Below are 19666 nucleotides of genomic sequence, written 5' to 3' on the forward strand. Positions count from 1 at the left end.
CCCGGGAGGAATCATGGATACAAATATTTCTTTACTAATGAATTTAAATGCACTTGCTGGCGGATTTTTTCTTGTCTGTGCTTTCTTTTTAGTTGCAGGTCGCCAAATAGGCACATGTATTAAGTTTTTTATCCTGGAATCCTTTTTTCTGGCATGTTCTGCCTTTTTGGTTGGAGTAGAGATAAAATCATTTCACCTCATAGGAGTTGGAATTATAAATTTGATAACCAAAGTTATCCTTATTCCATATGTTTTAAAACTCTTGCTACCCTCCACTGTTTATACAAAACGAGAGATTGAACATGTTTTGAATATTCCTTCATCTCTTATTGTATCTCTGATTTTAACAATAATAGGATGGTTTTTTGCATATCCCATAATGCATCAACTTGGCCCATGGCCTGCACTTTACGTAAATATTCCTATAGGTATTTCTGGATTTCTACTTGGAGCTTTTACTCTGACTATTAGAAGGGAAGCAATACCACAACTATTAGGGATACTGGCCATGGAAAATGGGGCCTTTTTTGCGGGTATATCACTGGCTCCAGATTTATCTGTGATAACTGAACTGGTGGCTGCCTTTGATATACTTATTCTAGTGTTTGTAATAGGAGTGCTTACCAGAAAAATACATGAACAAACAGGTACTACTTTTGTTGGAATATTAAAATTCCTCAGGGAGGAGGCAAAGTAATGTCCATTTTATATGTTTTAATGTCTATTCCCATATTTTGTATTATTATGTGTATAATATTTAATTGGAATTATTATTGTAAATATATTACAGTTATAGGTGCATTATTTATATTTTTAATTGCTCTCTATTTAACAACCAAATTAAATTCATCCAATTTGTTTATTGGATCTAAGTATGGATTAATTGGAATTGAAGGATTCGGGATTGTTATTTTACTTTTAATTGGATTTGTAAATTTGTGTGCATCTATTTTTTCCATTGGATATATGCAGATAAAGAGCAAAAGGCTAATAAAAAGATATTATTTAAATTATAGTCTTTTTGTCTTTTCAATGTTAATTGTTCCTTTAATTCAGGAGCCAAACGTAGTTTGGATTGCAGTAGAATTGACAACCTTATTCTCAGTAATGTTAGTTGGTTTTGAAAATACAAATAAGGCCCTTGAGGCTGCCTGGAAATACGTAGTATTAACCTTAATGGGGGCAGGAATTGCACTTTTAGGATTTCTCATACTATATGCAGCAGCTAAAAAAGCAGGAATAGAAAATTATACCTGGACAGGACTTGAGAAAATTGCACCAGCTCTATCTCCGATTTTAGTTAAAACCAGCTTTTTTTTGATTTTAATTGGATTTGGCACAAAAGTAGGCCTGGTTCCAATGCACACATGGCTACCTGATGCACATAGCCAGGCGCCTTCTCCTGTGTGTGCGCTATTATCAGGCATTGAAACATCAGTAGTCCTGTATGTAATTCTAAAATTCATTCCAATTATACAACATGTTCATGGACTAAATATATTTTACCTAATACTTATATTTGGCCTAATATCAACAGGGGTAGCTGCAATCTTAATAATACAGGTTAAGGACTATAAACGCTTATTTGCGTTTTCCACTGTGGAACACATGGGAATTATTTTAGTTGCATTCAGTATAGTTTCATATTCAGGCAATATTTCAGGTATGCTTCAAATAATTGCACATGCAATTACAAAGTCAATGTGTTTTTATGCTGCAGGTGTAGTATTATTTTTATACAATACCAGAGAAATTAGTTCAATTAAATCTCTTATAAAGAATTCACCTTTTGTTGGTATATATTTACTTATTGCAGGACTTTCTATTGCTGGTGCACCTCCATTTTTGGTATTTTTCAGTGAATTTTCTATTATAAAATCAGCTTTATATTCTAGACATTATATAATGATTTCATTTCTTGCAATATTTATCATAATTGCATTCTTTGCTATAATGAATCATATCAGTAGAATGGTTTTTTCCAAAAATAATATAAAACAAAACTCTATATATATGGACAACATACCAATCTCAATGAAAATAGGACTTTTGTTATCTGGGTTACCAGTAATCATATTTGGAATATATCCTGTATGGATCTATAAAATTGCAAAAATTGCGGCACTCTCAATTGGAGGTTAATCAATGAAATCAATAAATATAGATATATTATCTGATTTTAAAATTGATATTAATGTAGATGGAGACAAGGTAGAGATAGAGTCAACCATGGAAAATAATCCACAATTATTAAACACCTTATTTAATAACAATGAATTACCATTTGCGGGGATAGTATTAGACACTAAAGATAAAAATTGGATAATTTATTATATATTTTTATCCAAAGGTAAAAAGATTATAATTACCACTAAGATGCCAATAATTGAAAAAACATTTAAGAGCGTTAGCACATACATTCATGGAGCTGATTGGTTTGAAAGGGAACTAGAAGATTTATTCGGTATTAATTTTGAGGGACATCCAAAACTGGGAGATTTTATATTACACGACGATATATGGCCGGAAGATGTTGAACCAATGAGGCCTGATTTCGATTTGTCTTCAATAGTGCCTCTCTATAGAAAGGACATTGGGACAAAAAGAATTGTTAAGGAAAAAGGCTCTTTTATTATGCCAATAGGACCTATTTTCTCTGGCGAAGAGGAGTCGGTGCATTTTAGATTGGAAACAATAGGTGAAGAAATTATAAAGTGTCATCCGAGACTATTTTATAAATATCGTGCTATAGAAAAAAAAGCCGAAAATAAACCTGTTTATCAGGTACTTTTATTGAGTGAAAGGATCTGCGGAAAAACCGCTGTTTCCCATTCCCTGGCCTTTTGTCTTGCTGTGGAAGAGATCTGTCAGATAAAGATACCAGAGCGTGCTTCTTTTCTCAGAATGTATCTTGCCGAGTTGGAAAGGATTAGACACCACATAGAAGTCATTGGTAGAATTTGCAATTCAACAGGACTTTTAGTGGCTGAAAATCAGGTTAGCATTTTAGAAGAGGGACTTCTTAGAATAAGTCAGGAACTTACGGGTCATAGGTATCTCTTTTCTATTAATCAAATTGGGGGGCTTAGTTGGGATATAAAGGACGAATTAATAATAGAGAAAACCAAGGAGATAGGAAAGATTCTAAAAGAACTTGGAAAAATAAAAAAAATGCTCATATCAACTAGCACTTTTTTAGATAGACTAGAACAGGTTGGTGTCCTGGATATATCTTCTGTAAAGGATTATGCAATGGTGGGGCCAGTGGCCAGGGCTACAGGTTATAATAATGATGTTAGAAAATATATACCTTATCTTGAATATAGAGATATGGAATTTGACGTGAGTTTAGAAAAAGAAGGTGATGGATACGCTAGACTCAGGATATTTTTTTCTGAAATAGAACAATCCTATAACATAATGGAACAAATTGTAAAAAAGTTACCTGAGGGGAAAGTCAACACCAATGTCCAATTAAAGAGAGGTAGTGGAATAGGGATTGTGGAAGGCCCAAAGGGACTTTGTGTGCAATTTGTTCGCATAGAAGATGGAGGTAAAATAGGCCGCTATCGTGTAATCTCTCCATCTTTTTTTAATTGGCATGGATATCACCTAGCTGTTGAGGGTTTTGCTTTTCAAGACTTCCCAATAATTTTGGCAACCTTTGGACTTAGTGCAGCAGATAATGATAGATAAAAAATTACTTTAAGTTAGGGAGTTAAATATGAGTAGGTGGGTTTTAACAGGGTTAAGTAGAGGTATAATTACAACAAAGTATCCCAAAAAGAAGGACAAAACCCCAGGAATTACCCCAGGAATTCCAGTTACTTATATGGGGAATAAAATTTATGAAAAAATAATAGAGATATGCCCAACAAATGCTATATATATGAAAGATAATATACCCAGGGTGGATATCTCAAAATGTATTCATTGTCTTAGGTGTATAAGACATGGCAAAGATTCAATATCATGGGCTATGGATTATGAATGGGCCCAGGCAGTTCATGAACACTTTTCCCTTCCCTCGATCTTTAAGAAATCTGCCCACATAAGGGTGGTTGATGCTGGTGATTGTGGAGCATGCTTAAATGAAGTGAAACTGCTTAATAATCCATATTACAACATGCACAGATTGGGATTTTTTATTACTCCCACCCCAAGGAAGGCAGATATATTGCTGGTGGTTGGTTGCCTTACAGAACATATGAAAATGCCGTTAATTAAAGCATACGAGGCCATGCCTTCTCCAAAGAGGGTAGTTGCTGTGGGCACATGTTCAGTGAGTGGTGGAATATTTCAGCCAGATTTTATCACATATTCATCTGTATCAGAAGTTATTCCTGTAGATATCTATGTCCCTGGCTGTCCTCCTCCACCACTAGCTATACTACATGCAATTATGATGGTGTGTAATAAAGAAATAAATCCTAAATAGTCTAAGGAGGAAGTATGTTTCTAGAACAGACCTTGCTTCTTGCATTATGTTGTTTTGTTTTCGCTATGATGTCCTCAATATTTTTTCCTAAAAGATATCTTCCCTCTCTAACTTTAATACTTGGTATTATTGGTTCTATATTTTTATTGATATGTTCTTTTTCTGGATGTATTAACAGTCATAATATTGATATATCTCTTTGGAATATATTTGGTAAACAGACAATAAAAATTTCAATAAATACTTTATCTTCTTTTTTTATGATAATTATATCTATTATATCATTTTGTTGCTCAATTTTTTCATTTAATAAATTCAAAAATAGATCAGATATTAGAGTATTATCTTTTTTATTCTTCTCTTTAATTATTTCATGTTTATTGATTTTTGTATCTAATGACGTTTTTTCATTTATAATATCATGGGAGATTATGTCTATTATAATATATGTAATTATAGCTATATCTGGTAAAGAACGGCCTGGTTATATTATGCTTGCTATTTCAGAAGCTGGCACCATAGCCGTGCTTATAGCATTTGTGTTACTATCAAATAAAGCAGGGTCCACAGACTTTACCCTTATAAAATTATCCTATAAAAATATACCTTCAAATTTAAGAGGGTGGATATTTTTTCTGTCATTTATCGGATTTGGGATAAAAGCTGGGATTTTACCCCTTAACTTCTGGCTACCAAGGGCATATAAAGCATGTGACAGGTCCCTTATTCCTTTAGTTGCAGGGGTGAGCCTAAACCTGGGAATCTATGGAATTATAAAGGTTAATCTTGATTTGCTTCCCATAAATAATCTTATACCAGCGATAATTGTATTAATTACTGGTGCCATCACTGCTATTATAGGAATTTTGTATGCAACAATTGAAGATGATCTCAAAGCAGTGTTGGCACACAGTTCAATTGAAAATGCAGGCATTATTACCACTGGACTTGGGGCTGGTTTTGTATTTCTGATTTTAAATTTAAAGGCATACGCTGCAATGGCGTTTGTTGTGAGTTTTTATCATATACTCAATCATTCTATATTTAAGACCCTTTTGTTTATGGGACAAAGTGAAGTTGAAGAAAAGATAACTACCTCATCATTGGACAATATGGGAGGATTACTTAAGAAGATGCCATATGTGGGCTCACTGATCCTTATAGGAGTATTATCAATATCAGGACTTCCTCCTTTTAATGGTTTTGTAAGTGAATGGCTTACCTTAGAGGTTTTGTTAAGGAGTGTGGAAATAACTTCTTCAGGTGTAAAACTAGCCTTTGTATTCTCTGGAGTTCTACTTGCTTTAACTGCAGGGCTAGCGGTTAGCTGTTTTGTTAGAGCCTTTGCAATGGGATTTTTGGGAATGCCCAGGAGTAAAAACATTGGAAATATCAGTGAGGGAAACAGATCTTCTTTAATTTCCATGGCTATTTTGGGAGCTTTTTGCCTGGGTTTAGGAATATTGCCAACATATGTGATACCATCGCTGGACAACGTAGTTTTTAATTTTTCAGGGGTAAAATCCGAGGATTCACTCATACCTCCTTTTTTTAACAATTTTAAAGTAAAGGGTCCATCCCATCTTTCTAGGTCGTTTATAGAAGATTTTCACAACATTGGAGCTCAGATTGGAAAAAATATACTACCTGGAAGGGGACTTGTAATTATGCACAGAGGTGGCACACAAAATCCAGTGGTTTTTGCTGCATCTCCTGCTTATACACTGATTACAATTTTAGCTATTATTGGGATCACCATGATTTTTGTATGGTTCTTTTTTTCAAGAAAAAGAAAGCTAGAATATCTTCCAAGGTGGGATGGAGGAATTTCAAACTTCTGTCCTGAGATGACTTATACTGCTACAGGATTTTCTCAACCAGTAATGGTCATTTTTAATTCACTACTAAGACCAAGGGTAGTGGAAAAACAAAAGAATATTGGTGGATTTCAATTAGAGATAAAAAGGGAAAAGATTCAACTACATTTAATTGACAGGTATGTTTTTTATCCTCTAATCAACGTACCAACATGGTTGGCAAGAAAAATAGCCAAGATACACTCAGGAGAAGTGACCACCTACACTACCTATGTATTTCTTGCCTTACTTGTTATAGTTGGTTTGTGTTGGTTTTAAGATAGGGAGTAGTTGTGGTGTTCTTTAGTATTCTGCATCCTAGATGCAGTTTTCAGTATAACACATCAAATGAACCTGATTTCTTTTCTGATCTGCACCTTCACCAGGTGGTAGAGACAATAATAGGTAACAGGCAGGAATATAATCTATACCCTTTTTTTTGGACGCCACTACATGACCCTGACACCATTTGGTTTAGACAGGAAGTAATGCGGGATTTAGAAGATGAAGCCCTTATGGGAAATATCAAGGCATTTTGTGAGAGCATGAACACAGTGTATCATTGTTTAGAAGTAGCAGATACACTTGACTTTTCCTATCATAAAAAGGGGTGGGTGCTGGAAGCAGTGCTTATTTACTGTGATGCACTTAAGACCCTGACCCATCAGTTGTCCAGATCTCCTATGAAATCGCGGGGGTTATTGGCGTTTCGTGAATACGTAGAGAGTTATGTTGAATCCCGGGAGTTCCAATCTCTCTTATTTGAGTCCCATAATATAAAGGAGTCTCTCTCAAAGTTAAGATATTGTATAGTAGTGGAGAGCGGAAGATTTAAAGTAAAACCATATGAAGGAGAATCTGACTACAGTCCGGAAATAGAGAAAACATTCGAAAAGTTCCGACAGGGGGATGAGGAGAGTTACCTGGTTAGATTCTCAGAAAGATCGGGCATGAGTCACATTGAATCAAAGATCCTGGAGTTCGTCTCTAAGTTATATCCCGGTCCTTTTGAAGATCTGGATCATTTTTGTGAACATTATTCTAATTTTCTGGATGCAACTATTAGATCTTTTGAAAGAGAGGTTCAATTCTATATAAGTTATCTGGAATTAGTAACAGATCTTAAAATCAAGGGCCTTCCTTTTTGCTATCCCATAGTAAGTGCTACCAGTAAAGAGGTTTACGTGCGGGAAGGGTTTGACCTTGCCCTGGCACTTGAATCTAATGGAAACAAAGACTCAATCGTATTAAATAATTTTTACTTAAAGGATCCTGAAAGGATTATAGTTGTTACAGGTCCTAATCAAGGGGGTAAAACTACTTTCGCCCGTATGTTCGGGCAATTGCATTATCTTGCGAGTTTAGGTTGTCCTGTTCCTGCTCGTGAAGCACGCCTTTTTTTGTTTGACAACATTTTTACCCATTTCCAGCAGGAGGAAGATATAAGGAATCTACACGGAAAACTTGAAGACGATTTGATCAGGATTTGTGACATCCTCTCTAAAATTACTGGCAATAGTATTTTTATTTTAAACGAGATTTTTTCTTCAACAACACTTCAGGACGCACTCTTTTTGAGTAAAAAAATTATGGATCGGCTTACAAACCTGGATGCACTGGGCGTATGGGTAGCCTTTTTGGATGAACTCAGCTCTTTTAATGAGAAAACCATCAGCATGGTGGCTATAGTGGATCCCAAGGATCCAACTACTCGGACCTTTAAAATCATGAGAAAATCTCCTACTGGGCTGGCCTATGCACTTTCACTGGCTAAAAAGCATGCTTTAACATATGAACAAATTAAGGAACGTCTCTCACAATGAAGGTGCTTCTGCTCCATCCCCTTAAAGATTTTGAGACATCATATAAATTGCCGCCTAATTTAGAAGATCTTATACAGGATCTGGATCTTTATCCCCTGCTAGAGGCCATGGCGCAAGAAGACGAATTTATATTTGAGGTAGTCCGATGTGTTTTATTCTCCAGTTTACATACAAGAGAGGAAATTTTTTACAGACAGGAAATACTTAAAGACTGTTTGAAACATCCGGCTGTTGTTCGGGAAATATATTCTATTCCCCTGGAATTTGAACAGAGAAAAAAGAAACAGTGGTTGTGGCTCTCTCCCCGTCACTGGAGTCCAACCTATATTTTAAATAGTGGTCGTAGACTCCTGGAAACTTCCCTTGATCTGTTATGGAAGCTCCGTGAAATAGCTGATAAAAATGGGAGAAAGTTTGAATCAAAAGGATTTCTCCGTTTTTTTACCATGGTTCAGCAAGAACTGGATAATGATTATCTTGCCCGTGTTGAAGAGCAAATTAAGGCATTGTATTTTAAAAAAGGCATTCTACTTAGTGCACAATTGGGAAAAGGAAACCAGGGTATAAATTACATGTTATGTAAACCAAAGACTAAGGATTATAATTGGTTAAAACGTATCTTTGCTTCAAGATCGCCCACCTATTCTTGTACCCTCCATCCACGAGATGAGCATGGAGCGCGAGTACTAGGTGAGTTAAGGGATAGGGGATTAGCCAGGGCAGCAAGTGCAGTAGCTCAGGCTGCATCTCATATTGAAAGTTTTTTCAATGTGCTGCGCTGGGAGCTGGCATTCTATATTGGTTGCTTAAATCTTTATGAACAGCTGAGGCAAGTAGGGGAAGATATTTGTTTTCCCCATCCTCTTGAACATGAAGAACATAATTTTTCCTGCACTGATCTCTATGATATTTCCCTGGCCTTGATCACAAAGAACAAAGTTGTAGGTAATGATATCAATGGAAATGAAAAGGATCTGGTGATAATTACCGGAGCAAATCAGGGAGGCAAAACCACTTTTTTGCGCAGTGTTGGTCAGGCTCAGTTGATGTTGCAGGCAGGCATGTTTGTTCCGGCGAAATCATTTGAGACCAATCTATGCTCAGGAGTCTTTACTCATTTTAGACGAAAAGAAGACAAAACCCTAGAAAGTGGAAAGTTCGAAGAGGAATTGAAACGAATGAGTAACATCGTTGAGATGGTTAAACCCAATGGTCTTATTTTACTCAACGAGTCCTTTGCATCTACCAATGAACGTGAGGGCTCAGAAATCGCCAGGCAGGTTGTATGTGCCTTGATGGAAAACCATATCAGGATATTTTATGTTACCCACCTCTATGATTTTGCCAGTAGTTTCCTGGAAAAGAGGATGAAAAAAGTTCTTTTTCTCAGAGCAGAAAGGTTGGATGATGGAAGACGAACTTTTAAAATAAAAGAAGGAGAGCCCAAAGAAACCAGTTATGGGGTGGATCTGTATAACAGGATTATTACTCAAAGGACTTAAGTAATTTTTTCAAAGAATTTAATAAGAATTGTTTTATTAACTAGTTGGAGGCTGTGGCAACATAGATATTTACTATTCCAAAGGTCAGGGGAAAATAAAGCACATCCTTAAAACCAGCCTCTAGGAGTTCCATTTGTAATTTTTGTGCCAGGGGGAACTTTTTTATGGTTTCACTGAGATATGTGTATGCTAAAGGGTCCTTTGAGATTAACTGCCCGATTTTAGGTAATATGTGATTTAGATAGAGATTGTATAAACCAAAGAGAATTTTATTTCGGCTTGACCCAAATTCCAGGATAAGAAATTTTCCTCCAGGTCTTAGCACCCTCAGGACCTCAGAATATGTATCTAAGCGGGGACTGATATTTCTAATCCCAAAGGCTATTGTGACAAAATCCACACTTGAGGTTGAAATGGGTAGTTCTTTTGCATTGGCACATACTGGATATATTTTAGAATTTTTGAGTTTTTTTTTGCCATGACTCAACATTTCAAAAGATAGATCCATTCCAAGAATTATCCCTCCCCTGTGGCCAAATTTTTTTTCAATCTCCTTTGCCACATCCATGGTCCCTGTGGCAAGGTCCAAAAAAATGGGACCCTTTTTTGAGGGAGTAATCAGGTTAATTAATTTTTTTCTCCAATAGATATCAACTCCCAGGCTTAAAAAGTGATTTAAAAAGTCATACCATGGTGCTATCCTGGAAAACATTCTGGCTACTGTATAGTCCCTGGACTGTATCGTGGTTTTATTTTTCTCTATCTTCATCATTAGTTTCCCATGGAGATCCAATGGTTTTTAACACCTCCCTATAAATTGGAGCAAAAAATTGGTCAAAATTGGTAGGAGATATCCTTCCAATTTCAATGAATTTAACTATGATCTCTTTTGTAACCTGGACTGCCATTTTTTTTATTTCTTTATCTTTCATACCAAAATACCTGTTATAATTTCTAGGTTACTAAAAATAAAAAAACCGTCCGGATTGGGGAAATGGCCTGGCCTTTGTGACCTGGTCTTTTCCGGACGGAAAAAAGGAAGAGAAACCTGCTTGGCACCTCCTCCTTTTTATTAATCCTCTTCTAGTTCTTCTTCCAATGCCTTTATTTCCTCTCTCACAATCCTGGCAGCTTCAACTGGGACTAGCCTATGGACTTCTTCTATTAGTTCTTTTTTTAAGTCATCAAAAAAGTCTTTAATAACTTTTTGTTGAGACGTTTCAATGTTATCTATTCTAGTGGAGAGGTCTTCTATTTTTTTGTTAACAATGTCTATTGAAGCCTTAATGTCATCTCTAAACTCATCAAATTTATTTAATATATCATGGACATCTATTTTCTGTTCTACCTTCTTTTCAAAATTGGCGATTTCTTCTAATTTAGATAATAGTGTATCTTCTAATTTGGAGAATCTGTCTTCAAGGTCATGAAGTTTATTTTCCAATGCTAAAAACCCTTCACTGACCACTTTGTCCTCTTCTTCAGAAATGGGCTTTGGCTCTTCTATACTTTGGGTTTCTTCTTCAACTCCTCCTATTAATTCTTCTTCCTCTTGGATTTTATTTTCCTCAATTGAACTATCTTCTGTAGCTTGAGTCTCATCAGGAGGATTAGACTCATTATCTACAGCCGTCTTCTCGTCCATTTGGTCAAAGAGTGAATCTATATCATCTTGATCTACTGTTTTAGAGCCATTTTCACTGTCTGTAGATTTATCCTCTACTCTTTCCTCAGCATTAGAAGTTGCTTTTTCTTGGGCTTCCTCTTCTTCATCAATATTTAGATCTTCGTCTAATTTCTCAAATATTGAATCAATGTCCAACTCATCTTCTTCTGTGGTAGATTCTCCCTTAGAAGCTGTGGAATCATCACCATCTAATAGTGCATTCAACTCCTCATCCAAGGATTTTTCTTCACTTCCATTCTGATTTTTTGCCAGATCTTCCTCTGTACCGTCAAGAAGTTCTTCTAATTCTTTGTCCAGATCATTCCCCTCATTTGTCCCCTTTACATCGCCTTCTTCAACAATGTCTGTTAATTCTAAAATGTCTTCTTGTTTTTTTGCCATGAAAATCTCCACTAAGAGGGGGATACCCCCCCCTTTTTTTTATTTAACGTGGCATTTTTTACAAGCAATTGGGCCAGTGGCCACATTTTGTTTTTTCTTTTTTTGATGACAACCAATACAGCTGTGGGCGCTGGTTCTATTGTGAAAAGCATTATATGCAGAATTTTTTGCCCTCATCTGGGCGCCTTTGGCTCCTAATATATCATGACAACCAGAGTCAACACATTTTTTTGGGGGATTTTTTTTGTCGGTCCACTTGTGGTGACATACAGGACAGCCCAATTTTAGATGTTTTTGATGGGGAAAGTTTACAGGTGCATAAACTGGGTTCTTTGTCTTACCCTGTGATGCATTCATCAATACTGTCTTGGGCATCTTCATGGCTATAATTGAATCGATCCCCATTAATGAAAAAACAAGAGCCCCTGCTAGTGTTAAGAGAAATACCTTTTTCATGAAAATTACCTCCTTGTAATACATATGTTGTTAAGAATTTTTGCATTTTTTACTTTAATAAAATTCAATTTGTCAAGGACCATATTTGAATAACCTATCTGTCTTAAAGGCTGAAGTTTTGCACAACCTCTGTAATTTTTTCCAGGTCCTCTTGTGTATGAGCAAAGGAGGTAAATAGACATTCAAAATTGGAAGGGGCTATAAATATATTTGAGTCCCTCATGTGAACAAAAAATTTTGAGAACATATTCACATCTGTGGTTGCTGCTTCCTTGAAATTGGTTATTTCGTCTAGTTCGGTAAAAAACACCGTAAATGCTGATCCCATATGGTTGATTTTAGAGGGAATGGATTTTTCTTTGAAAATTGCCCTCATGGTGTCAACCAACTTTTTTGTGTAGGAAGTAAGTTTATTGTAGTCACTGTGTTTTAAAACTTCCAGGGTTGCAATTCCAGCAGCCATGGCAACTGGATTACCAGAAAGGGTGCCAGCTTGATATACTTCTCCTTGTGGTGCTAAATGTTCCATTATTTCTCTTTTTCCGCCAAAGGCACCTACTGGAAATCCTCCTCCTATTATTTTCCCAAGACAGGTTAGATCTGGTTGTATATTTAAGATATTTTGTATACCTCCATAGGTAAATCTAAATCCTGTTATGACTTCGTCAAATATAAGAAGACTTTTATATTTTGCTGTAATCTCCCTAACACCCTCTAGAAAACCCCTTTTAGGGGGAACGACTCCCATGTTGCCCGCAACTGGCTCAACAATCACGCAGGCTATATCTTCTCCGTGTTTCTCAAAAATTTCATTTAGAGCCTCAATATCATTAAATTCCACAACAAGGGTATTTTTTACAATTTCTTCGGGAACACCAGGTGTACCAGGAATAGACAGGGTTGCCACACCTGAGCCTGCCTTTGCCAGAAGGTGATCCACATGGCCGTGGTAACATCCATTGAACTTTACAATTTTTTCCCTCTTGGTATAACCCCTGGCAAGGCGTATGGCACTCATGGTTGCCTCTGTGCCTGAATTTACCATCCTCACCATTTCTATACTGGGTATAGCGTCGCAGATCATCTCTGCCATGATTACCTCTAACTCACAAGGAGCGCCAAAGCTGGAACCTTTCTCAATGGCTTTTTTTGCTGCATCCACTACCTCTGGATGTGCATGGCCCAAAATCAAGGGACCCCATGATAATACAAGGTCTATATATTCCTCCCCATCCACAGAATAAATCTTACTGCCATTGCCCTTTTTTATAAAAATAGGTTTAGTGCCAACACTTAGGCATGCCCTAACAGGACTGTTGACCCCTCCTGGTATTACTTCAAGTGCCCTATTATATAATTTTTTTGACAGATCCATATGGTGTATCTCCTTTTTCTAAAAGTATTTCATTGAGGTCTTTTTGAGTTCTTCATCGCTAAACAAGAGTTGATATTCTGTGATTCCAGTTAATTTTTTTAATTCTTCCACAAGAGAAATACATTCCTTTTGGCACCTACCATGTATCATTGTATATAAATTATATGGCCAGGTAGAGGAGGTCTTTCTTATATAACAATGGGTTATTTCTGGCCGTTTTACCAATATGTCTTTAATATTATCTATGTTTTCCTCGTCATCGATCTTCCATGCAACCATTACATTGCACTCATATCCTGCTATTTGGTGTTTTAAAGTGGCACCAAACCGTCTAATTATTCCCTTTGTCTTTAATTCGTTTAAAAAAGTTATTACCTTATCTTCAGTGGTTCCCACTGTGTTTGCAATTTCCATAAAAGGCATGGGGCTATCTGGAATATTGTCCTGGACTATCTTTAATATTTCAAGTTCTATTCTATTAAATTTTATTTTATCATTCATTTGTATTTAATCCATTTCAATTTATAATGTTGGCACGTTTATACGTTGAGATGTTATCTTCCCATTACCAATTGTTCCATATCCCTCATCCAATTTACGGTTCACGATTCAAGTAGGGGCGCTACTATCCCGGACTTATCAAAACTTGAGGTATCAGAGTTAATGAAATAAGCAACTTTTTTTAATTATGACCAAAAAATGGTAGAGTATACGGAATGACTTTGTCAAGAAAAGATGGAAATAAACCCAAAAGATAAACCATTAAGCCCTTGACCACTCAATTTAAAAAGGTTAGAAACTCCCGAAAAATAACGTAAAGGAGATATTAAATTGAGAATAGGAGTTTTAGGAGCTGGTTCATGGGGTACTACCCTTGCTAATCTATTGGCATCCAAAGGCCATAATACTACTCTATGGGTAAGGGAGATAGAACTTTTAGAGGAGATAAGGAAAAAGAGAATAAATACCTGGTTTTTGCCAGATATAAAATTGAATAGTGGTCTTAAGTTTACCAATTCTTTAAAAGACGCAGTGGTGAATATGGATTTTATTTTGATCGTGGTTCCTGCTCAGTTTATTAGAGGGGTGGTTACGGAGATAAGACCATATCTTGAGAAGAATAAAATAGTTGTTTCTGCAAGTAAGGGTATAGAGGTGGGAACCCTTAAAACAATATCTGAAGTTATAATGGAAGAACTCTTGGGTCTTGACCCTGTATATGCTGTGCTTTCAGGGCCATCCTTTGCAAAAGAAGTTAGTCTTGGATACCCCACTGCAGTATCCCTGGGATGTTCCCAGAGTCAAATAGGTGAGAAACTCCAAAAGGTTTTTTCAACCAAAAGGTTCAGGGTGTACTTAAACGAAGATTACAGGGGAGTTGAACTTGGTGGGGCAATAAAAAACGTCATAGCAATTGGTGCTGGTATATGTGATGGTCTTGGCTTTGGGTATGATCCCAGGGCTGCCCTTATAACAAGAGGGCTTGCCGAGATGTCCAGGCTTGGAGTTGCAATGGGTGCAAAGAAAGAGACCTTTATGGGACTGTCTGGATTAGGGGATCTGGTTTTGACCTGTACTGGAGACCTTAGTCGTAACAGACAGGTGGGTCTTAGAATAGGCAGAGGCGAGAGATTGGAGGATATTTTAAAAGGTATGAAAATGGTTGCAGAAGGGGTGAAGACCTGTGAAGCACTGTATCTCTTGGGAACCAAAAAAGATGTAGAAATGCCCATAACAGAGCAAGTTTATAGGATATTGTATGAAGAGAAAGACCCAAAGAGGGCAGTGGAAGAGTTAATGCTCAGGGATTTGAAGTCTGAGCACTATTGATGCTACTTAATGCATAAAGTATATGCGTTGTGCCCAATTTTCAGACCAAGTAAAAAAAGTTTAAGTGGCTTGACAAACAGATTTTTAGAACATACAATACAGTGAATTTTAAAAGATTGTAAAGGATTTCAATAAGATAGTTGTTTTTTAAAGTTTTTTAATTGATCCATAAGGGAGGATTATATGGAAAAGAAGGCCAAAAAAGTGAAGGAAAAAGAGTTTTCCCCTGAAGAGTTTACAATCTGTGAAGCCACAGCACAGATGCTGGAGAAGGCTCATAAGGATGGCTGTTCCAATGTCTTTGAGCGTGCTGCAGATATGAAGCCCTGTCCAATAGGTTCAGATTCTGCATGTTGTAAGCACTGTTCCATGGGACCATGCCGCTTAAATGCCAAGGATCCATATTCAAAAACAGGCGTTTGCGGGGCCACAATAGATACTATCCAGGCCAGGAATTTTGCCAGGATGGTAGCATCAGGTGCTGCTGCACATACTGACCATGGTATGTCCATGTTGGACCTTTTCAGGGAAGTGGTTAATGGAAAGATAAAGGACTATGAAATAAAGGATCCAATCAAGCTAATTGAGGTTGCAAAATCAATAGACATAGAAACTGAAGGACGCTCCATTAAAGAAATAGCCCAGGATCTTTACGAAGAATTGGAGAGGACCTATACCCAGGTTGAAGGTGAAATCCCTTTTGCAAAGAGGGTTCCACAGGCCACATTGGATACATGGAGAAAACTTGGGATAGTTCCAAGGGGTGCCATGAGGGAGATCATGGAAATCATGCACAGGACCCATATAGGTGTGGACCAGCACTATGAAAATCTCCTTGTTCAGATTAACAGGTGTGCGCTTTCAGATGGTTGGGGCGGCTCAATGGTGGCCACAGAGATCTCTGATATACTCTACGGAACTCCTTCTCCTGTACTGGCAAATGTAAATATGGGTGCATTAAAGGAAGATTATGTAAATGTCATAATCCATGGTCATGAGCCAAATCTATTTGAGTCAATGCTGGCATCTGTAAATGACCCAGCTTTAATTGAGGCTGCAAAAGAAGCTGGTGCCAAGGGAATAAATATTTGTGGTATGTGTTGTTCTGGTGCTGAGGTACTCTCCAGACATGGAATTCCCCATGCTGGTAATTTTCTTTCCACTGAACTGGTACTTGCAACAGGTGCAGTGGATGCAATGGGTGTTGATGTCCAGTGTATTATGCAAGGACTTTCCACTGCAGCAAAATGTTACCAGACTTATCTGTTTACAACCAATCCAAGGTGTAAGATTGAAGGTGCTGAGCACATTGAATTAGATGAGCACAATCCCAGAAAATGCACAGACGAGATCGTAATTAGGGCTATTGCCAGGTTTAAGAATAGAAAGGTAAAGGTGGAGATTCCACAGATCCTAAATCCTGGAATCCATGGATTCTCCCATGAATATATCAAATATATGTTAGGTGGAACCTTTAGGGCGTCATACAAGCCCCTTAATGAGAATATCATAAATGGAAGGATTAGGGGTGTCGCAGGGGTAGTTGGATGCACGAATCCAAGGGTAAAACACGACTATGTACACGTGGAATTGGTAAAAGAGCTTATTAAAAAAGACGTCCTTGTACTCCAGACAGGTTGTTCTCAGATTTCCCTTGCCAAGGCAGGCCTACTTGTTCCAGAAGCTGCTCACCTTGCAGGAGATGGACTTGCTGAGGTATGTGAAACTGTTGGTATGCCTCCTGTTTTGGGAGTGGGTTCTTGTGTTGATAACAGCCGTATCTTGATAGCGGCTGCAGAGATCGTGAAGACAGGTGGCCTTGGAAATTCCATTGCAGACCTACCAGCAGCAGGTGCTGCCCCAGAGTGGATGAGTGAAAAGGCAATTTCCATTGGACAATATTTTGTTGCATCTGGAGTCTACACTGTATTTGGAGTCACCTTCCCAACAACACCAAAGACCAAGTTCCATGATATGTTAATGGGTGGACTGGAGAAATTGGGTCTTGGCTATTGGGGATTTGCTGCTGATCCATATGAGATGGCAAAGATGATGATTGCCCATATAGATAAGAAGAGAAAGGCCCTTGGTATTGATAAGGCCAGGGAAAGGGTCCTCTTTGATATGGCTGCAAGACGTGAATTGGATGCAGTTGCTTAGATATTTGACTTAAACAACTATTGGTAATAAAAGGGAGTCTGCTCAATGGAGACTCCCTTTTTTTATTTCTTTGTAAAGGTGATAGGATATGGAAACAGAAAGAAGAAAGGCAAAAATTTTACTGGAATCCCTTCCATATATTCGGGAATTTTACAAGCAGACCATAGTGATAAAATATGGCGGGCACGCCATGATTGATGAGAAACTCAAAAAGGCCTTTGCCTTAAATGTGATTTTGTTAAAATACATAGGCATAAATCCTGTAATAGTCCATGGTGGTGGTCCACAGATTGGAAATATGCTTAAAAAATTAAATATAGACTCAAAATTTAGAGAGGGCCTAAGGGTCACTGATGAGCAGACTATGGATGTTGTGGAAATGGTACTTGTTGGAAAGGTCAATAAAGAGATTGTAAATTTAATAAATTTAATGGGTGGAAATGGTGTTGGACTCTCAGGTAAGGATGGTTGGATAATTAAGGCCAGAAAACTGGAAATGGTGGTATCCAGGCACGATGCCCCACCTGAGATAATAGACCTTGGAAAGGTGGGAGAAGTTGTGAGCATACAGAGTGAACTAATTAAGACCCTGGAAGATAAGGGATTTATCCCTGTAATAGCGCCTGTAGGGGTGGATGATATGGGAAGCACCTACAATATCAATGCCGATGATGTTGCAGCTGCGGTTGCTTCTGCCTTACAGGCCAAACGGCTTATTTTGCTCACAGATGTACCAGGGATTATGTCAAAGGGTGAGCTTATCTCATCTATTACAAGAAAGGATGCTTTAGAGGCAATATCCAGAGGAGTTATAACTGGAGGAATGATACCAAAAGTTAAGTGCTGTATTGAGGCCTTGGAAGAAGGAGTTGAAAAGACACATATTATTGATGGAAGGATTGAGAATTCAATTATTTTGGAATTGTTTACCAAGGCTGGAATAGGAACAGAGATTGTTAGATAAGATTTTTATTTTTTTGATGGTCTTCAATTTTATAATTGGTTAAAATTAGTCATATTCAATTTGAGTGGTAGTAGAAATAGTTGTGTTAGTATCTATAATAAAGGGGGGATATCTTGGAGGGGGTTGATATTCAAAAGAATATAAAAGGGCTGGTATCTAGAATTGAGGATAATTTAAAGGGTCCATTTAGATTTATGGAGGTATGTGGAACCCATACAGTATCAATATTTAGAAGTGGACTCAGGTCACTTTTCCCTCCCTTACTAGAACACATCTCTGGTCCAGGGTGCCCTGTATGTGTAACCCATTCAATAGACATTGCAATGGGCATGGAGCTTGCTGAAAAAAAGGATATTATTTTGGCCATTTTTGGGGACATGATGAGGGTCCCTGACCATAGGGGTATGACCTTAAAAGATCTAAGGGCAAAAGGAGCTAATATAAGCATTTGTTACTCCCCTTTGGATAGTTTGAAGCTGGCAATGGATAATAAGGACAAGGAGGTTGTTTTCTGGGGGATTGGATTTGAGACCACTGTGCCAACAGTTGGAGCTACAATAATTCAGGCAAAGAAAATGGGGATTAAAAATTTCAGTGTGCTATCTCATCACAAAATAATTCCTCCAGCCCTAAAATTTTTGGTGGAGTCTGGGGATGTTGAAATCAATGGCTTTTTGTTGCCAGGACATGTGTCCACAATAATTGGGGTCTCTCCCTATGAATTTCTCGCAAAAGAGTACAATATTCCTTCAGTAATTTCTGGTTTTGAACCAATGGAAATATTAGATGCATTATATATGCTTACGCTAATGCATAAAAATGAAACTCCTCAGGTAATAAATTGCTATCCAAGGGCAGTTAAGCCTGAGGGCAATAAAAAGGCACAAGAAGTAATAAATGAGGTATTTGAGGTGTCAGATGGTTATTGGAGGGGAATTGGAGAGATAGAGGCAAGTGGTTTAGAGATATCAAGAGATTATGTGGAATTTGACGCCAAAAAGAAGTTTGGGCTCAAACCAAGAGATGTAACCCAACCCAAGGGTTGTAGGTGTGGTGAAGTCTTGCAGGGAAAGATTTCTCCAAAGGATTGCCCTTTATTTGGAAAAAAGTGTACACCAATAAGTCCAGTTGGGCCATGTATGGTGTCAACAGAAGGCAGTTGTGCAGCCTATTATAAGTATGGAGTATAAGGGT

The 19666-nt window shown here is 37.4% G+C and carries 17 protein-coding genes; 11 read left to right on the forward strand and 6 right to left on the reverse strand.

What is annotated here, in order from left to right:
• Positions 1-13: 13 nt before the first annotated feature.
• From ACYQ0O_RS06660 to ACYQ0O_RS06690, 7 genes are read left to right on the forward strand one after another with little or no spacing between them, the layout of a single operon-like run.
• Positions 14-697: a hypothetical protein gene (locus ACYQ0O_RS06660; protein ID WP_459891654.1), complete on the forward strand. Its 684-nt coding sequence runs from the start codon at positions 14-16 to the stop codon at positions 695-697.
• On the forward strand, positions 697-2142 hold the full coding sequence (locus ACYQ0O_RS06665) for a proton-conducting transporter transmembrane domain-containing protein (protein WP_459891655.1): 1446 nt from the start codon (positions 697-699) through the stop codon (positions 2140-2142). Before ACYQ0O_RS06660 ends, ACYQ0O_RS06665 begins: the two co-directional genes overlap by 1 nt.
• Positions 2143-2145: 3 nt before the next feature.
• On the forward strand, positions 2146-3696 hold the full coding sequence (locus ACYQ0O_RS06670; protein ID WP_459891656.1) for an NADH-quinone oxidoreductase subunit D-related protein: 1551 nt from the start codon (positions 2146-2148) through the stop codon (positions 3694-3696).
• Between the two features lie 28 nt (positions 3697-3724).
• Positions 3725-4438 carry an NADH-quinone oxidoreductase subunit B family protein gene (locus tag ACYQ0O_RS06675; RefSeq protein WP_459891657.1) on the forward strand — a complete coding sequence of 238 codons (714 nt, stop codon included), beginning with the start codon at positions 3725-3727 and terminating at the stop codon, positions 4436-4438.
• A 14-nt stretch (positions 4439-4452) separates the two neighbouring features.
• A complete protein-coding gene (locus ACYQ0O_RS06680; RefSeq protein ID WP_459891658.1) occupies positions 4453-6573 on the forward strand; it encodes a proton-conducting transporter transmembrane domain-containing protein in 2121 nt (706 codons plus the stop codon).
• Positions 6574-6590: 17 nt separating this feature from the next.
• Positions 6591-8117, forward strand: a complete 1527-nt coding sequence (locus ACYQ0O_RS06685) for a MutS-related protein (protein WP_459891659.1) — start codon at positions 6591-6593, stop codon at positions 8115-8117.
• Positions 8114-9619: a MutS-related protein gene (locus tag ACYQ0O_RS06690; RefSeq protein WP_459891660.1), complete on the forward strand. Its 1506-nt coding sequence runs from the start codon at positions 8114-8116 to the stop codon at positions 9617-9619. The genes ACYQ0O_RS06685 and ACYQ0O_RS06690 overlap by 4 nt, the downstream gene beginning before the upstream one ends.
• 40 nt (positions 9620-9659) lie before the next feature.
• Here ACYQ0O_RS06690 and ACYQ0O_RS06695 read toward each other — a convergent pair whose 3' ends face one another.
• The 6 genes from ACYQ0O_RS06695 to ahbB all read right to left on the reverse strand — a co-directional run bounded on the left by ACYQ0O_RS06695 (position 9660) and on the right by ahbB (position 14019).
• Positions 9660-10388, reverse strand: coding sequence for a ubiquinone/menaquinone biosynthesis methyltransferase (locus tag ACYQ0O_RS06695; protein ID WP_459891662.1), 729 nt, complete (start codon positions 10386-10388; stop codon positions 9660-9662).
• A complete protein-coding gene (locus ACYQ0O_RS06700) occupies positions 10369-10551 on the reverse strand; it encodes a hypothetical protein (protein ID WP_459891663.1) in 183 nt (60 codons plus the stop codon). Before ACYQ0O_RS06700 ends, ACYQ0O_RS06695 begins: the two co-directional genes overlap by 20 nt.
• Positions 10552-10691: 140 nt before the next feature.
• Positions 10692-11687: a hypothetical protein gene (locus tag ACYQ0O_RS06705; protein WP_459891664.1), complete on the reverse strand. Its 996-nt coding sequence runs from the start codon at positions 11685-11687 to the stop codon at positions 10692-10694.
• Positions 11688-11726: 39 nt separating this feature from the next.
• Complete coding sequence (locus ACYQ0O_RS06710; protein WP_459891665.1) at positions 11727-12143, reverse strand: cytochrome c3 family protein; 417 nt, start codon at positions 12141-12143, stop codon at positions 11727-11729.
• A 103-nt stretch (positions 12144-12246) separates the two neighbouring features.
• Positions 12247-13518: a glutamate-1-semialdehyde 2,1-aminomutase gene (gene hemL / locus ACYQ0O_RS06715; RefSeq protein WP_459891666.1), complete on the reverse strand. Its 1272-nt coding sequence runs from the start codon at positions 13516-13518 to the stop codon at positions 12247-12249.
• A gap of 18 nt (positions 13519-13536) precedes the next feature.
• Positions 13537-14019, reverse strand: a complete 483-nt coding sequence (ahbB, locus tag ACYQ0O_RS06720; RefSeq protein ID WP_459891667.1) for a siroheme decarboxylase subunit beta — start codon at positions 14017-14019, stop codon at positions 13537-13539.
• 330 nt (positions 14020-14349) lie between these two features.
• Between ahbB and ACYQ0O_RS06725 the strand changes: the two genes are divergently transcribed.
• The 4 genes from ACYQ0O_RS06725 to hypD all read left to right on the forward strand — a co-directional run bounded on the left by ACYQ0O_RS06725 (position 14350) and on the right by hypD (position 19662).
• The gene (locus ACYQ0O_RS06725; RefSeq protein ID WP_459891668.1) at positions 14350-15348 is read left to right on the forward strand and encodes an NAD(P)H-dependent glycerol-3-phosphate dehydrogenase; all 999 of its coding nucleotides are present in this window, start codon (positions 14350-14352) and stop codon (positions 15346-15348) included.
• Between the two features lie 183 nt (positions 15349-15531).
• Positions 15532-17508, forward strand: a complete 1977-nt coding sequence (gene cooS / locus ACYQ0O_RS06730) for an anaerobic carbon-monoxide dehydrogenase catalytic subunit (RefSeq protein WP_459891669.1) — start codon at positions 15532-15534, stop codon at positions 17506-17508.
• Positions 17509-17596: 88 nt separating this feature from the next.
• A complete protein-coding gene (gene argB / locus ACYQ0O_RS06735) occupies positions 17597-18472 on the forward strand; it encodes an acetylglutamate kinase (RefSeq protein WP_459891670.1) in 876 nt (291 codons plus the stop codon).
• Positions 18473-18585: 113 nt separating this feature from the next.
• Positions 18586-19662 carry a hydrogenase formation protein HypD gene (gene hypD / locus ACYQ0O_RS06740; RefSeq protein ID WP_459891671.1) on the forward strand — a complete coding sequence of 359 codons (1077 nt, stop codon included), beginning with the start codon at positions 18586-18588 and terminating at the stop codon, positions 19660-19662.
• Positions 19663-19666: the final 4 nt, after the last annotated feature.

The sequence above is a fragment of the Desulfothermus okinawensis JCM 13304 genome (assembly GCF_054654515.1).

Excerpts from the sequence above, each read along its gene's own strand:
- ACYQ0O_RS06705 (WP_459891664.1), bottom strand. The coding sequence starts at position 11,687 with ATGGCAAAAAAACAAGAAGACATTTTAGAATTAACAGACATTGTTGAA.
- ACYQ0O_RS06700 (WP_459891663.1), bottom strand. The coding sequence starts at position 10,551 with ATGAAAGATAAAGAAATAAAAAAAATGGCAGTCCAGGTTACAAAAGAG.
- ACYQ0O_RS06690 (WP_459891660.1), top strand. The coding sequence starts at position 8,114 with ATGAAGGTGCTTCTGCTCCATCCCCTTAAAGATTTTGAGACATCATAT.
- ACYQ0O_RS06680 (WP_459891658.1), top strand. The coding sequence starts at position 4,453 with ATGTTTCTAGAACAGACCTTGCTTCTTGCATTATGTTGTTTTGTTTTC.
- ACYQ0O_RS06670 (WP_459891656.1), top strand. The coding sequence starts at position 2,146 with ATGAAATCAATAAATATAGATATATTATCTGATTTTAAAATTGATATT.
- ACYQ0O_RS06710 (WP_459891665.1), bottom strand. The coding sequence starts at position 12,143 with ATGAAAAAGGTATTTCTCTTAACACTAGCAGGGGCTCTTGTTTTTTCA.
- cooS (WP_459891669.1), top strand. The coding sequence starts at position 15,532 with ATGGAAAAGAAGGCCAAAAAAGTGAAGGAAAAAGAGTTTTCCCCTGAA.
- hemL (WP_459891666.1), bottom strand. The coding sequence starts at position 13,518 with ATGGATCTGTCAAAAAAATTATATAATAGGGCACTTGAAGTAATACCA.
- ahbB (WP_459891667.1), bottom strand. The coding sequence starts at position 14,019 with ATGAATGATAAAATAAAATTTAATAGAATAGAACTTGAAATATTAAAG.
- argB (WP_459891670.1), top strand. The coding sequence starts at position 17,597 with ATGGAAACAGAAAGAAGAAAGGCAAAAATTTTACTGGAATCCCTTCCA.
- ACYQ0O_RS06695 (WP_459891662.1), bottom strand. The coding sequence starts at position 10,388 with ATGAAGATAGAGAAAAATAAAACCACGATACAGTCCAGGGACTATACA.
- ACYQ0O_RS06675 (WP_459891657.1), top strand. The coding sequence starts at position 3,725 with ATGAGTAGGTGGGTTTTAACAGGGTTAAGTAGAGGTATAATTACAACA.
- ACYQ0O_RS06665 (WP_459891655.1), top strand. The coding sequence starts at position 697 with ATGTCCATTTTATATGTTTTAATGTCTATTCCCATATTTTGTATTATT.
- ACYQ0O_RS06660 (WP_459891654.1), top strand. The coding sequence starts at position 14 with ATGGATACAAATATTTCTTTACTAATGAATTTAAATGCACTTGCTGGC.